The sequence below is a fragment of the Paenibacillus radicis (ex Gao et al. 2016) genome (assembly GCF_014641555.1).
In the GTDB taxonomy this organism is placed as follows: Bacteria; Bacillota; Bacilli; order Paenibacillales; family Paenibacillaceae; genus Pristimantibacillus; species Pristimantibacillus radicis.
This window is the reverse complement of record NZ_BMHY01000004.1, coordinates 383,817-397,600: the sequence shown is the minus strand read 5'-3', so window position 1 is coordinate 397,600 and position 13,784 is coordinate 383,817. Positions and strand designations below refer to the sequence as shown.

The 13,784-nt window shown below is 43.7% G+C and carries 17 protein-coding genes; 2 read left to right on the top strand and 15 right to left on the bottom strand.

Going from position 1 to position 13,784, the window contains the following annotated elements; all coding sequences use genetic code 11:
* Positions 1-65 precede the first annotated feature (65 nt).
* From IEX98_RS13430 to IEX98_RS13385, 10 genes are all read right to left on the bottom strand, one after another.
* Positions 66-935 (bottom strand): isocitrate lyase/PEP mutase family protein, encoded by an 870-nt coding sequence (locus IEX98_RS13430; RefSeq protein WP_188889689.1) that lies wholly within the window; start codon positions 933-935, stop codon positions 66-68.
* 92 nt (positions 936-1,027) lie between these two features.
* On the bottom strand, positions 1,028-1,576 hold the full coding sequence (locus IEX98_RS13425; protein ID WP_188889688.1) for a hypothetical protein: 549 nt from the start codon (positions 1,574-1,576) through the stop codon (positions 1,028-1,030).
* 34 nt (positions 1,577-1,610) lie between these two features.
* Positions 1,611-2,225 (bottom strand): isochorismatase family cysteine hydrolase, encoded by a 615-nt coding sequence (locus IEX98_RS13420; RefSeq protein ID WP_188889687.1) that lies wholly within the window; start codon positions 2,223-2,225, stop codon positions 1,611-1,613.
* Between the two features lie 51 nt (positions 2,226-2,276).
* Positions 2,277-2,630 carry a hypothetical protein gene (locus IEX98_RS13415; protein ID WP_229692168.1) on the bottom strand — a complete coding sequence of 118 codons (354 nt, stop codon included), beginning with the start codon at positions 2,628-2,630 and terminating at the stop codon, positions 2,277-2,279.
* Between the two features lie 243 nt (positions 2,631-2,873).
* On the bottom strand, positions 2,874-4,214 hold the full coding sequence (locus tag IEX98_RS13410; protein WP_188889686.1) for an MFS transporter: 1,341 nt from the start codon (positions 4,212-4,214) through the stop codon (positions 2,874-2,876).
* A 65-nt stretch (positions 4,215-4,279) separates the two neighbouring features.
* Positions 4,280-4,894, bottom strand: coding sequence for an isochorismatase family cysteine hydrolase (locus tag IEX98_RS13405; RefSeq protein ID WP_188889685.1), 615 nt, complete (start codon positions 4,892-4,894; stop codon positions 4,280-4,282).
* Positions 4,895-4,949: 55 nt separating this feature from the next.
* Positions 4,950-5,525, bottom strand: coding sequence for a TetR/AcrR family transcriptional regulator (locus tag IEX98_RS13400; RefSeq protein WP_188889684.1), 576 nt, complete (start codon positions 5,523-5,525; stop codon positions 4,950-4,952).
* 252 nt (positions 5,526-5,777) lie between these two features.
* Positions 5,778-6,209: an organic hydroperoxide resistance protein gene (locus tag IEX98_RS13395; protein WP_188889683.1), complete on the bottom strand. Its 432-nt coding sequence runs from the start codon at positions 6,207-6,209 to the stop codon at positions 5,778-5,780.
* A 198-nt stretch (positions 6,210-6,407) separates the two neighbouring features.
* Positions 6,408-7,097, bottom strand: a complete 690-nt coding sequence (locus tag IEX98_RS13390) for a hypothetical protein (protein WP_188889682.1) — start codon at positions 7,095-7,097, stop codon at positions 6,408-6,410.
* A gap of 176 nt (positions 7,098-7,273) precedes the next feature.
* Complete coding sequence (locus IEX98_RS13385; RefSeq protein WP_188889681.1) at positions 7,274-7,855, bottom strand: NAD(P)H-dependent oxidoreductase; 582 nt, start codon at positions 7,853-7,855, stop codon at positions 7,274-7,276.
* Positions 7,856-7,932: 77 nt separating this feature from the next.
* On the opposite strand from IEX98_RS13385, the gene pdxR reads away from it, so the two are divergent.
* Positions 7,933-9,429, top strand: a complete 1,497-nt coding sequence (gene pdxR / locus IEX98_RS13380; RefSeq protein ID WP_188889680.1) for a MocR-like pyridoxine biosynthesis transcription factor PdxR — start codon at positions 7,933-7,935, stop codon at positions 9,427-9,429.
* A 342-nt stretch (positions 9,430-9,771) separates the two neighbouring features.
* On the opposite strand, the gene IEX98_RS13375 is transcribed toward pdxR, so the two are convergent.
* Entirely contained in the window at positions 9,772-10,266 is a 495-nt protein-coding gene (locus IEX98_RS13375; protein WP_188889679.1) for an NUDIX domain-containing protein, read from the bottom strand.
* Between the two features lie 174 nt (positions 10,267-10,440).
* Positions 10,441-10,650 carry an NUDIX domain-containing protein gene (locus IEX98_RS29165; RefSeq protein WP_229692167.1) on the bottom strand — a complete coding sequence of 70 codons (210 nt, stop codon included), beginning with the start codon at positions 10,648-10,650 and terminating at the stop codon, positions 10,441-10,443.
* A 167-nt stretch (positions 10,651-10,817) separates the two neighbouring features.
* On the opposite strand from IEX98_RS29165, the gene IEX98_RS13365 reads away from it, so the two are divergent.
* Positions 10,818-11,540, top strand: a complete 723-nt coding sequence (locus IEX98_RS13365; RefSeq protein WP_188889678.1) for a YheC/YheD family protein — start codon at positions 10,818-10,820, stop codon at positions 11,538-11,540.
* Between the two features lie 87 nt (positions 11,541-11,627).
* On the opposite strand, the gene IEX98_RS29160 is transcribed toward IEX98_RS13365, so the two are convergent.
* The 3 genes from IEX98_RS29160 to IEX98_RS13350 form a co-directional block, all read right to left on the bottom strand.
* The gene (locus tag IEX98_RS29160; RefSeq protein WP_229692166.1) at positions 11,628-11,786 is read right to left on the bottom strand and encodes a hypothetical protein; all 159 of its coding nucleotides are present in this window, start codon (positions 11,784-11,786) and stop codon (positions 11,628-11,630) included.
* Between the two features lie 430 nt (positions 11,787-12,216).
* The gene (locus tag IEX98_RS13355) at positions 12,217-12,906 is read right to left on the bottom strand and encodes a PEP/pyruvate-binding domain-containing protein (protein WP_268237833.1); all 690 of its coding nucleotides are present in this window, start codon (positions 12,904-12,906) and stop codon (positions 12,217-12,219) included.
* A 152-nt stretch (positions 12,907-13,058) separates the two neighbouring features.
* Positions 13,059-13,772 (bottom strand): PEP-utilizing enzyme, encoded by a 714-nt coding sequence (locus IEX98_RS13350; RefSeq protein WP_188889675.1) that lies wholly within the window; start codon positions 13,770-13,772, stop codon positions 13,059-13,061.
* Between the last annotated feature and the right edge of the window lie 12 nt (positions 13,773-13,784).

Here is a 13,784-nt window from a genome sequence, read left to right as displayed (position 1 = left end):
AGTCACCTTCGCATATTTTTTCATCCTAGGCTATTCTACTATCGTTCTCCGTTGAGCTGCTTTATTCACTTTAAATGATCAAACATTTCCGAATACGACATATTATCTTTAATCAAAGACTCATAGCTGCCATTTCGGAGTTCCGAGCTAATAGCTTGTAGCGCAGATGTTATTTTTCTAAAAGGAGCGGAACCCGTGCTTAATCGAGCTGCACCTAACTTTGATAAAACCTCTAGCGTTGGTGTGTTTTTTCCCAACAGGAAATTTATCGGCCCATCTATTTGAGAAATTAATTGTTCCATTATCTTTATATTATCGACTGAAGGTATAAATACACAATCTGCTCCTGCAGCCAGATATGAATTTGCATTTTCGATAGTGCGTGTTAATCTTTCTTCTTCAGATAATACCTGCAGCCAGTAGGTATCTACTCTAGCATTAATAAAAATTGGCTCATCTAATCGGTTACAATGCGCCTTAATTGCTCTTATTCTGTCTGCCATACTAAACAGTTCTTCACTATCATTTTCTAAGTAATGAAACCCATCCTCAATATTGATTCCTACAGCTCCAGCTTTAATTAAACGGTCAATATTTTGAAGTAATGTTTGTTCATCTCGGGCATATCCTTGTTCAATATCTACAGAAACCGGAATAGACAAAGATCTCGTCATTTTACTTACGATATTTAATAGGTCTGCAAAAGGCAGTTCTTCTCCATCCTGATAACCAAGAGAAGCAGCAATTCCAGCACTTGTCGTACCGATCGCTTCAAAACCAGTGGCCTCAAACAATTTTGCGCTGCTTACATCCCATGCGTTTGGCAAAATAAACGTACGAGATAGATGATGCAGCTCTTCAAACCGCTTAAACTGATTCATTCGGATACCCATGCTACCACTCATTTCTTTATATTGTTCCAATAATATTATCATAGCTAAACAACATGTCTGTTGCCTTTAATGAAATTATACGAAAATGGGATAAAATTCTTGTATTTATAACAAGAACTTTATCCCATCGACTCTTAATGCACTCCCCCACCTGCAGCTCGTTCGATGCTTTTTGCGAAAAGAGGCGCCTCTCGTCTGTTATGATCCTCCGATATTTCTTGACGGGACGCGGAGGCCTGCTCAAACGTTAGACCCTGACTCTCAAAAATACCCAATAAATGTTCTGACGGATGGGTTTCCACAAAATTCGTAAATTCGGATTGATCAGCGTTTACGGGCTTTACGCTAAGCTCCCAAATTACTTGCATTTGGGTTCGCTGCTCATTCGAAATAAAAATATCGGTTATAGAGACCAAACGGCAGTTGTGTTTTCCAACGACTTCTCCAACATAATGCTGAATCGAAAGACTGGTACCGATTTTCTCCACGTTTATCGACATAGGACGTCCGTCTTCCGTCGTAGTTGTTCCTACCGCGATGTGATCTGGAGGACAGCAACGTTGATATTCGGCTTCAGAAAGCGAAAACAACCATTGTCCGATGTCGACTTTTTCCACGGGAACGTCGATGATGTGGCTAAAGCTTGATTTTGCGAGAGTCAGGTCTTCCCGAATCTTGGACATAAGCAGGCCTCCTCTATGTTATTTCGTCACATCGTTACAGTTGAGCAAGAAGTTCTTCTGTTGTGAGAATAGCGTGAGCAAACGTAGGCCCATTAACTTCATGTGCCGAGTGCATTGCCTCTTTGCTATAAGCCGCAGTAGCATCTTTAACCAGAGTAACATGATAACCCAGCTCTGAGCCGAAGCGTGCGGTTGCTTCGATGCATGTATTGGCTAACAAGCCGATCACGATAATCTTCTGTAAGCCATGCATTTTCAGCTGATGATCCAAGTCCGTGTTCGCAAATCCGCTGCTAGCCCAATGCTCTTTGATAATGACGTCACCCTTATGAGGTTGAAAATCGGGATGAAATTCCCCGCCCCAACTACCTTTGGCAAATATTTGTGATTTTTGAGCTCTAACCTGATTAGGATTCGGATACAGCCAAGTATCGAAATCATCCGGTTCTGACCGGTGATGGGGAACATAAAAAACACGGATTCCGACTTTTCGAGCCCTATCCACGATCTCCTTCAGATGTTTAAGCAGGTTTACCGATTCCGATACTTCTTGGTGGCGAGCATAAGCTTTACCTTCATTAGATAAGAAATCATTATAGGGATCAACCAACAATAACCCTGTAATTCCTTTATCATAGGCTTTTGTCATAGGGCAGCATTCCTCACTTTTCTGTTGGAAGTACAATTCGTTGAGGGGCAACTATCCGCGCGCAGCACGTGCAATGCTCTCCGCAAAAAGCGGTGTTTCGCGTCCGTTGTGATCCTCTACAATTTGTTGTCTATCCTTCACCACTTGTTCGAACGTTAGTCCCTGGCTCTCGATAATTGTCAAGAAATCCTCGGTAGGATGTGATTGCACAGAATTCGTAAATTCTGTCTGATTGTCGTTGACAGGTTTAACCCTAAGCTCCCATATCACTTGCATTTGTGTTCTTCCGTTTGAAAGGAAGATGTCGGAGGTAGAGACCATCCGGCAAAAATCTTTCTCGACGACCTCTCCGACATAATGCTGTACGGCGAGACTGGTACCGATTGTCTCAACATTAATGGACATTGGACGACCGTCTTCCGTTGTAGTAGTGCCTACCGCAATATGGTCAGGAGGACAGCATCTTTGATATTCAGCGTCGGAGAGGGAGAATATCCATTTTCCAATATCAACTTTCGCAAAAGGAACATTGATAACATGGCTGCAGACTGATTTGGTTAACGTTAGGTCTTCACGTATCTCAGATATTCGAAAAACCCCCTTCTAAATTTTAGGTCCTTCGTTATTATGAGGTTTCTCAGACATAATTTATTCGTTAGCCAATATAGATCGTGATGCAGCTCGTTGATTCGATCGAACATACCAAGTAAGCATGAATAAGGAACAAATACTGACTGCTATCAAAGCGGCATATACAAACTCATAGGCATGAACAAGGGAATCCTTCTTTTGAATATCGAGCAGTATGCCGCACACCGCTACGGAAACCGAACCGCCGAAAAACTGAATGAGCTGCATGAAACCCATGCCAGAACCAATCAAGTTGGATGGCAAAATACGGGTTGTTTCATTATTTAATGATGCTAACGATGCTGAAGCCGCGGGTGAGAAGAATAAGTATCCAACCAACACTACGGCCGCCGATATGCCGATCATCGCCCAAAATACAATCAAAACCAATGCTAAAATAACCTGTCCGATAATGAGGACACGCATATTACCATAGCGATCAATCCAGCCCCCGACAAAGCGTGTTAGAAAGGCGGATAAAACAGCACCAGGCGCAATTGTAAGGCCGATCATCAGCGGTGAATCTGTGAATAGATTAGCAAGTACCAGCGGCATGATAAACAGATTCCCCAGATTCAGCACCAGGATACTGAAGCCGACATAAAGCAGTTTTCGATACTTCGGTTCTGCGAAAAGTTTCGGGTTGATAAAAGATTCATTCTTTCGTTGCAGATGCCAGATATGAACGGCGATCGATAGGATTCCGACTGCCAGCCAGAAGAATGATCGCTGTGTAACGGCAGTCAGAATGGCCACAGCATTGGCAACGGTCAGAACGGCGCCTAACAAATCAAAGCGAAATGGCTTTGGCTGTTCCTTAGGAAGCAGCCGCAATAACACGGGAAGAAGCAGAAGCACAAGGCTCGTAACGCCGAATAATCCCTCCCAGCCGATATATTCCGTAATGAGTCCTCCGACAATCGGCCCCAGACCGAATGCCATCGCAGATCCCGCCGATATCATCGCAATCGCTCGGCCTCGTCTTTCATAAGGAATATATCGGCTCGCTATCACAAGACCAAGTCCCGCTGTCACACCTGCGCCGGCAGATTGCGCAATTCGAGCGAACAATAACGCTTGAAAATTAGAAGCAAAGATGCCAAAAACAGATGCGAGACCCAATATCACCAGTCCAACCGCCAACAGTCTTCGAATAGGCAGTACGTCGGACAGCCTGCTGTAAATCATCGTTGATAAGGCATACCCAATCGAATAGCTTGAAATAATCCATGAACCAAGGGACGCCGAAACGCCAATATCCCCAATAATGCTCGGGATCGAAACATTAAACATCGTCGTGTTCATGATCACGATGAACAGTCCAAAGGTCCATACCGGCATTACAATTTTGTCATTCATGTTGCTACCGTCCTATCTATTTGCACTTTGGTTAATGGCACTCGTGAAGCTGTATAAGTTTAATCTTATAACCTGAAAAGGAGTTCTTCAGTTGTGAGTATAGCATGCGCAAATGTAGGGCCATTGATTTCATGTGCCGCATGCAGCGCCTCTTTTGTAAAAGCTGATGTCGCATCTCTAACGAGCGTAACATGATAGCCAAGCTCCATGCCGAATCTTGCGGTCGCTTCAATGCATGTATTGGCTAGCATGCCGACCACGATAATTTTTTGCACACCATGCATCTTTAATTGATGATCCAAATCCGTGTTCGCGAATCCGCTGCTGCCCCAATGCTCTTTAACAATTACATCACCTTGTTGGGGCAGAAAATCGGGATGGAATTCCCCTCCCCATGAATCTTTGGCAAATACCTGGCCTTGTTTGGCTTTCAGCTGATAAGGAGTCGGATGCAGCCAAGAGTCGAAATCATTCGGCTCAGATCGGTGATGAGGGACATAAAAAACACGAATGCCGGCTTTGCGTGCACCATCAACGGTTTGTTTTAAATGCTCGATCATGTTTACGGATTCCGATACTTCTTTCGTTCGAGGATATAGTTTACCTTCCTCAGACAAAAAATCATTATAAGGATCAACCAATAGAAGTCCTGTCGTCGTTTTATCGTATAAGTTTGTCATAGGTATGCAGTCCCTTCCGGATGGTTTAGATGAATTTGAATAAAAACTTAGTATATTAACAATCTAATATAGACATATTCATTGCAATAATTTGGCGTAATTTATCTCTGTCTGCAATCGTTTTAACCATAACGCGAAGTCCGATCAGTGCATTGTTAAAATATTGAGCATGCTGTTCTGCGTCTAGCGTCTTGGAAAGTTCCCCCGATTGTTGACCTTCTATGATAAGGTCATGTATTAATTGTTCCGTAAAGTCCCAGAACTGAAGAACGCAATCCCTTGCTTCTGAATCATGATTGGCCAATTCAACCGCAGTATTTACGATAAAGCAGCCTACAGGAGACTCTTCCCCGGGATGAATCGCCCTTTCAAACAGCATTTGAATTGCTTCTCTCGCAGAAAGACCAGCCAGGCGAATCTTATAAGATTGCTCAAGCTTTTCACTATATCTTTTCAATGCTTCGATATATAACGAATTTTTATCGCTAAACGTATCATACAAGCTCCCTTTATGAATCCCCATGTGTGTTACTAATTCTTTCATGGAGGTTTTCTCATACCCTTGCTCCCAGAATAACAGCATGCCTTTATGCAAAACTGTATCACGATCAAATTCCTTTGTTCTAGCCATCCATAATCCTCCTTTCAAATCAAACCTAGAATAAAGAACGATCGGTCAAGTTCTTTCGAGAACAAATGTATCACCTTAAGAACGATCGGTCAAGAATAAATTTGAACAATCGTTCTTAAATGAATATCACCTATTGAAAACAAGGAGGAACGCAAAAACGCTCCTCCTCCTTTTACTTCCTTTACAGAAACATCCGCTTCTATGTTCTTTTCCATAATGTACTTCGAATATTGTTATATTCGTATGTCGGGTTTACTCTACTACGTTTGTGATCACTTCGATATTTCCACGGGTTGCTCGAGAATAAGGGCAAACCTCATGAGCTTCCTCAACGATTTCTTTCGAAACATTCGTTTCTAGCCCCTTAATAGAAATGTCCATGTATACGGACAAGACAAAACCATCGTTTGCGTCCTTGCCAATCGTAACCTGCGATGTAATTTTGGTGCCTTCCGTTTTCATTTTCTTTTTCCTCAAAACAACGCCGATCGCACCTTCAAAGCATGCGGCAAATCCGGCTGCAAACAACTGCTCCGGATTGCTTCCGTGGCCGCCCGGTCCCCCCAGTTCTTTCGGAACCTTTAGCTCCATATCAAGAACACCATCACTGGATACCGCTTTGCCTTCCCTGCCGCCTTCTACGGTTACGGTAGCTGTGTAGAGCTTCTTTTCTATAACATCCATTTTTCGCAACTCTCCTTTACCATGTTAACTTTTCCGGGGATGTTTTCTCTGCGGTAGAAATATTGCATGTTACGTCCCCGTGTTTCTGCGCTAGTATGCCTATAGCATGATGTTTCTATCCTCATTATTTCTATAACAAAAGCAGCCGATCTTCTGATCGGCTGCTTTTGTTATAGAGTTATATATGGCTATCTATTCCTAGCTAGCGTTGAGTCCGCTGCTGTCCGAAGTCGTGAGATCGTAGACGACCGTTTCTTTGGTGCCGTCTGCATATTCCAGTTCAACCTCGTCGATACGGATCGATTTCAAAGCACCTTGATACGTAAAACGCTTAAATATGCCGAGTTCTTCTTCAGGTTCGATCGGTCCGACATAACGAAGACTGAAGGTGCTCTTCTTGGAGTGCTCGTCATATGAAGGATCGCCTACAGGATTAAAGGTGCTGAGTTTGACGGTATAGTAGTTGATCGTTTTGCCCGTCAAATTATTGACGTACCATGTCAGTGTGATACCGTTCGCGGAATTAATGCCATATTGGAAATCATTTGGCTCACTGAAACGGTCTTCCGCTGTCACTCGGGTAACTTCGGGTTCGTCGACAGCCTGTTCTTTACCACTTTGATCCCCAATACCAGAAGTCTCTGTACTTTCTTCGCCTTTGTCATCTTCAATAGATGGTTTGTTTACGGTATCCGTCTTCTGCTCATCATTTGAAGCCGCTTTTTGCCCAGTTTCGGCTTTAGCCGATTCATGTCGATCATTAGCCAATGTCGTGCTGTTCGTGAGATTGAATTTAGATTTCACTTCATCTGAGAAATACACGCCGCAGATGAACGCGATGAAAAGTGAAATAATAAAAGATAATGTGAAACTAACTTTAGTAGCCATGCCCATGTTCCTCGCCTTTCCGTTATTTGCTATATAATAGCAGATTCAGGTTCAAAGGAACAGGAATAATATAGTAAAATTATACTACACATATTCATTTTAACGTAGTTCGTAAGACTCGCCGGTTTCTTCCGTTCACATCCTCTCTTATGATAAAATCCTCGAATTTGCAAGTCTTATTTGAAATACTGCTGCACCAAATTTTCCGCCTCTGCTAACCATGCTGTTCTATCCTCATAAGTACTGTCAGCGATAACACGGAATACTTTACGCTCGACATTTTTGATGCCACAGTAATACAGCACGCAATTTTTCCATATCATCTCAAGCGGATCTTGAAATACGCTCTGTTCGCGTTCTAGTGGTGTGTTAGAGGTATTGATAATAAGCGCTTGTTCTGCATGAAGCAGACCAGTTGGAACGCCACTGCCATTATCGTCTGGATCGAAGCCGTAAGCTACGTCCTCTACAAGTACTTGGTCCATCCATCCCTTCAATATAGCCGGAGGCTGGCCCCACCAATTGGGGTGCACAATAATAAGCCCGTCACATCTTCTAATCTGTTCACGATGCAGCTGCACAAGTACATCCTCTTGATCTGCATGATCGAACCTGTAGACAGCATCAAAGTTTTCTTCATAAAGATCATGGGACCATACAGAATGCCCTAACTGATGAATGCACGCATGTATTCGTTCCGCGATAGCGTGGTTGAAGCTCCCCTTCTTGGGATGAGCTAGTATTAGCATGATTTGCATCTAATTTCCTCCTTCTTCCACGAGCTGTGATATAATTTCTAACAATAGTTAAACTCTACGGTTTGGAGTGATCTCGCTTGATCTTAGAGATTCTAATCCGCATAGATCACGATGCTTCGGTTCCTTTATATAGACAGATTTATGAGCAGCTGCGGCATGCGATTCTAACAGGTCTGCTGGAGCACAATACAGTGCTCGCCCCTTCGCGGGTACTTGCCGAACAGCTTGGTATTTCCAGAACCGTCGTTCTGGAAGCATACAGCCAGCTGCAGAGTGAGGGTTTCATCCTATCGCAGCAAGGGGCCAAAACTTGCGTAAATGCACCATCCCATCCCATTACAACGTCTGCCTATAAAGCTTACGAAAATTATAGCGGCGAGTTTAACAGTAAGGTTCAAGGCCTGCTACAGCAAGCCGATCAACCCCTATGGGATGTGCCTGATATTGAGCAACCCCGTGCTATCATTGATTTCAAGCACGGAATACCCGCCTGGGATCAATTTCCTATGGAGCAATGGGTGAAATGCCTCTCTGAGGCATGCCGGCAGTCTACGCCCGAGCACTTGACCTATGCAGGCGCTGAAGGATCATTATCACTGAGAACAGCAATTGCAGCTCTATTGCGGCACACACGCTCTCTGCATGCCGACCCGAACCAAATAATAATTACAACTGGGGCCACGCAAGCTCTGGATATTTTAACCCGGGTGCTGCTGCAGGAAGGGGATCAGGTCATTGTTGAAGACCCTGCTCATACCGTTATGCGTGATTTATTTGCATATTCCGGCGCAGAAGTTGTTCCCGTTCCTGTTGATCGTGATGGACTATGTGTGGAACAAATCAATGAACGCACGACAGGGAAAGCAAAATCGCCCAAGCTGATCTATGTCACCCCTTCTCATCAATTTCCGGTTGGTGTCACCATGTCGCTTGCACGCCGCCTGCAATTGCTGGAATGGGCAAGCGCTCATCATGCACTAATAGTTGAGGATGATTATGATAGTGAGTTTCGTTATGAAGGCAATAAACAGTCTTCCTTAGCCGGGTTGCTCCCTGCCGGGAACGTGATTTATATCGGCAGCTTCAGTAAGTCGTTATTTCCCTCATTACGGCTCGGTTATGTCGTTCTACCCCCTTATTTGAAGCCGGCATTTATGGCTGTGAAATGGATCACGGACCGTTTAAGTCCTGTACTTGAGCAGGAAGCATTGGCAAGATTCATTACTACAGGCAAATATGCCAGACATATTCACAAGATGAGCAGGATTTATGCTGCTCGGCGATCATGCTTGGTACATGCCCTGAATCAGGCGTTTGGAAAGCGGGTAACGGTCCACGGAGCTGAGGCTGGTCTTCATCTCATGGTTGAATTGGATACTGGACTGGATGTACAACAGATTCAGCGATTGAGCCTGGCCGCAGGCATACAAATCTATCCGGCCACGGAATACTTTGCCCTGCATAAGCAGGTTCGTCCTACATTCATGCTCGGCTATGCTAACCTTACGGAAGACCAAATCAGGCATGGTATCAACATTTTGTCACGAGCTGTTAATCACTCTCCTTCTCGTTAGACCACTGTCCTGAATTGTAGCGCAGTTGAGTTCTCTGGTTAATAACCAATCCGGCGCTCCTTTTAAATACCAATTCTTTCTTCTAAATGAAGTGTAAAACAAAGTCCGATCACCTCCCCTCCTGCACTCGGCGGAAATATAGAAAAACGCCTGCGGCAAGTATGGTTTAATTACCATACTTGCCGCAGGCGTTCTTTTCGTCTCCAACGGTACAAGAAACCACCGCCGTCTTTGGTTACGATCTCAACAAATTCTGCCCTGCAATATCGACCTCCACAAATATGAATTTCCGTCCCCTTTCTTTCTGCTGAAAGCTGCAAGCAGCGAAATATTGCTTTGAGTTTAACCTGCTATAAACGAAGGAGTTCTTACGCTTTCTTTATTTGTAATCCATTTTGATAATGCATTTCTCGAGGGTGCTCCAAGTATAAAATTGGCATCATTTTCAGGATGCAAGTTATAATCATTTATTTCTTTCAATGGAATCCAAGCAATGCCCACCTGGTGTACGTCAGGAATGTCTCCGACCTTTGCTTCATTTATTGAAATAATTTTGCATAAAAATGTAAAGTCAATCTGATGAACATCAGGCTCTAAATTAGGGAAAAGAGAATCTCTTTTAGCAATGAATTCATTAATAAAGAGAAGTTCATCAATTTCAACCACCAAACTTACTTCTTCTAACACTTCTCTGACCAAAGCTTCATGAATGCTTTCACCATGTTCTTGACCACCACCAGGCAGAACATAAAATTCCCCTTGAACTCCAATTCTTCTAAGTACAAGTAATTTTTCATCCTTGATTATCATTGCTCTTGCTGCGGTTCGTATTCTCAACTTTCTCCCTCCTTTTACTCTGCCTACGCGTTCTAAGTGAAGACTTCCGGATCTCCAGCTTCCTCATTTCCCAAATAGACAACGGTCTGTTCTCCTTTGTATAATCTCTTAATTTGCTTTCGTAATTTGGACGGATACAAAGGCTGTTTTATGAGGTTTTCAATTTCAAGCCACTCAAATCCTACTTGATTCGTAACCTCTTATTTCTATCCCGAGTTCTTCTGCCACTTCCCTTTTCACAGCATCTGTGAGTGTTTCCCCTGTATTCTGACCTCCGCCAGGCATAATATAAAATACGTCTCCGTTGTCATCTAGCTTAATGGCTAGCATTTTTCCGTCTTTAATAATTAATGCTTTTGCAGAATTTCTAATTTTTCTCTCCATCTTTAACCCCTTTATTAGGACAATTTTCTTGATTAATAAGTTCCACACTTTCTTACCAAAGCCTTCATTACCTGCTCCCGCTCAAAAATATAGACGAATGGCCACTTATGCGGATCACTTATTTCACTTAGAATTACCGTAAAAGACTGAAAAAGGCTGTGAGCCGAATGTTAATCAAAAAAGACAAATGGTTGCAATATCGCATCCTTCGCAAGAGATCCTCTCTCGCCGGACGATTGCCAGCAACACAGCTGCTTAAGAAGAACACTTTAACGAAGATGCTCCGTCGCTATCAGAGCGTTGTTCTGAAACCTCGGGGCGGGAGTTACGGAAGGAATATCGTGTTCATTAAACGAAACGGTGCGAATGCCTATCGTGTTCAAAATGAAAATAATGCGGTCATTATGAGAGACACCGATAAGGTACTTAAATGGCTCCGTAAAAAAAACAGAGGTCATGGCTATATTGTCCAAAGGCGCCTTCAGCTCGCTCAAATTGGGCACAAGCCGTTCGACATGCGGATAATGACTCAAAGAAAAAAAGGCTCTGCCTCCACTTGGAGCGTGACAGGCTCATACGCGAAGGTGGCAGCGAAAGGATATCTAGTCACGAATGTGACCAGCCGCCCCCTTCCAGTGCTTAAGGCGCTCAAACTAGCCCGAATCGGAGATCGGAGCTTGCTTGTCAAAACGGAACGGATCGCGTTATTGGCTGCCAAACGACTGGGAGAGCATTACCCCAAGCTTAGACAGGTCGGGTTCGATATAGGCATCGACAAGAAACGCCGGATATGGATCATCGAAGGCAATTATAAGCCGGATTTGCGCCCCTTCAGGCGCTTGAAAGACTCCTCGATGCATCGCAGAATACTCTGGTATAAGAAACAGTAAAGCAAGAAAAGACGACCAGCCATTTCATCAATAGCCAGTCGTCTTTTCATGTTTGGCACCTATTGTTGATAATGCCTCTCTTGAGACTTACTTGCGTCTTTTGCCGCTGACAACGCGTGTCACTTGGAATTTATTTACCCCGACCTGTATAATGGCAAATTTGCTGAAAGATGTGCCGGAAGAAGTATAAGGCTCCGCTTCAATGTTTCCACTTGGTGTTTTCACCGTTGCGGTGATTCTAGTCACCAAACAGACTCCACGGCTGGAAGCTCTCCAAGTTTCATCACGCTGAACACTATAATTATCGTCACTGCAAAAGATGGATGCATATTCAACTTTCCCAGACGCGTTAAACGAAGTGGAGTTAAAAATATGCACGGGGTCATATCCGTTAGGTCCTCTATTTCCCATCTCAAAACCTCCTAATTATTGATATGTTTATTAGATGCAATTAAAGAGTTTTGGTAAGGTATAAATGTGGACAAGAGAAAAAAGTACGTTTGTCCGCTCGTAACATTGGGCAAGAATATCGTTTTAAAAGACAAATAAAAAACAAACTTGCTCTGAAGTTAAACAGAGCAAGCTTGTTTTTTAAATTTCGGTTTTGGTCCGATAGTCGATTAATTCGATGTATGTTTCTGATTCGTGTAAAAGTACAGCGTTAAAGAGTCAACTTTTATAAGTTTAGTCCGGTTATCCGCCGGCATTGGAGCAGCCAAAGCTCACCGTTTGCGAATGCCCATTCTATATCGATATTCCGTCCAAAAGTCTGCTCACATTTTACAGCTAGATTATTCAACTCAATGCATTGCTGGGTGGTCAAACACAGCGAATTGGCGTCATCGTCTAACAGCTTATGTTGAATTGTACCTTCGTACTGGCCGGCTCGAACCGTAACTTCCTTCTTGCTAGCCGTCGCTTCTATAACTTCTCCTACTCGGTTTATTCTGAAGTAATCCGGTGTTACATATCCGGAAGCAACTGCTTCACCAAGCCCCCAAGTCGCCTCGATTACTCGTTCATCCGCATGTGTAACAGGATTGCGTGTAAACATGATTCCCGACACCTCGGAAGCGATCATTCGCTGTATGATGATTGCTGCTTGTACAACACCTCCAACGCCTGCCCCGTCTTCATCTGCCATAGTTAAACCCTCAGCTCGCATTATATAGCTACGCAAGTGATTCGATTGCGCCGACTCCCAAATGTACTGGATCGCTCGCTCGACTCCATGGGCGGTTGTCACGTTCAAGCAGGAATGAAACAGTCCAGCATAACTGAACTGTTCACCATCTTCTTGACTAGCAGACGATCTGACAGAAACGGCACCTAAGGAGTCTAGCATAGTCTGGATTTCGCTTTCCAAATTCAGCTCTCCTCTTGCAACTTGCTGAACAGCTGAAACCGGCAGTACATATCCCGCTGGTACCGGTAAACGTTGTTGAAGCGCCTTACCCAAATTAACCGCCTTACGCCCGTATAGTTCAACCTCGCTGGCTTCGTATAATTGTATCGGTTTTATTGGCTTTCACATCCCATAACAATGCCAGAGATTGCATCGATACGAATTTTTTGACCGCTTGTAATAGTTTCCGTAGCATTCCCGCAGCCGACAATACACGGAAGGTTAAACTCCCTTGCTAAAATAGCAGCATGGCATACGATTCCGCCCCGATCCGTGACGAGTCCAGCTATAAGCGGAGCAACCTCGATAAAATCAGGGGTCGTCATCGTCGTTACCAGAATGTCACCCAGTTTTACGTTTCTGAGCTCATCCTTACTCAATAGGACCACGGCTGTTCCTTCCGCATGACCGGAACAGGCAGCTTTCCCGCTTGCAAGAAAAAATTCTCCAACAATGTTATTTACCGGTTCAATCTCTTGCCGCTCATTTAACAGTGTGCGGAGTTCCTTGCTCCACGGCGCTTCATTAGCGTATCTCCCGATTCCCTTACCTAAAGACGCATACAAATGCAGTTCGTAAATTGCCCGGTCAAAACACATAATCAAATCAAATGACGTGAGTTGCTCCTGCCTCCCAAGAACTTTAATATAGCTGCTTTTATACGCAGGAATATGCGCGATAAAAACTTCCAATACTGGAATCGTCTGAGCAATTGCTTCACGCATTTGTAATTCATAAGACAAAGTGCGTTCAAGCTGGTACCTATGAATTTTTTTGTATACATCACGCACCAAAGGCTTAAGCTGTTCAATCTCATTCTGATACATTATTCTGACTCT

Coding starts and splice junctions, on each gene's coding strand:
- IEX98_RS13430 (WP_188889689.1), bottom strand. CDS start 935: ATGATAATATTATTGGAACAATATAAAGAAATGAGTGGTAGCATGGGT.
- IEX98_RS13425 (WP_188889688.1), bottom strand. CDS start 1,576: ATGTCCAAGATTCGGGAAGACCTGACTCTCGCAAAATCAAGCTTTAGC.
- IEX98_RS13420 (WP_188889687.1), bottom strand. CDS start 2,225: ATGACAAAAGCCTATGATAAAGGAATTACAGGGTTATTGTTGGTTGAT.
- IEX98_RS13415 (WP_229692168.1), bottom strand. CDS start 2,630: ATGTCCATTAATGTTGAGACAATCGGTACCAGTCTCGCCGTACAGCAT.
- IEX98_RS13410 (WP_188889686.1), bottom strand. CDS start 4,214: ATGAATGACAAAATTGTAATGCCGGTATGGACCTTTGGACTGTTCATC.
- IEX98_RS13405 (WP_188889685.1), bottom strand. CDS start 4,894: ATGACAAACTTATACGATAAAACGACGACAGGACTTCTATTGGTTGAT.
- IEX98_RS13400 (WP_188889684.1), bottom strand. CDS start 5,525: ATGGCTAGAACAAAGGAATTTGATCGTGATACAGTTTTGCATAAAGGC.
- IEX98_RS13395 (WP_188889683.1), bottom strand. CDS start 6,209: ATGGATGTTATAGAAAAGAAGCTCTACACAGCTACCGTAACCGTAGAA.
- IEX98_RS13390 (WP_188889682.1), bottom strand. CDS start 7,097: ATGGCTACTAAAGTTAGTTTCACATTATCTTTTATTATTTCACTTTTC.
- IEX98_RS13385 (WP_188889681.1), bottom strand. CDS start 7,855: ATGCAAATCATGCTAATACTAGCTCATCCCAAGAAGGGGAGCTTCAAC.
- IEX98_RS29165 (WP_229692167.1), bottom strand. CDS start 10,650: ATGGAGAGAAAAATTAGAAATTCTGCAAAAGCATTAATTATTAAAGAC.
- IEX98_RS13365 (WP_188889678.1), top strand. CDS start 10,818: ATGTTAATCAAAAAAGACAAATGGTTGCAATATCGCATCCTTCGCAAG.
- IEX98_RS13350 (WP_188889675.1), bottom strand. CDS start 13,772: ATGTATCAGAATGAGATTGAACAGCTTAAGCCTTTGGTGCGTGATGTA.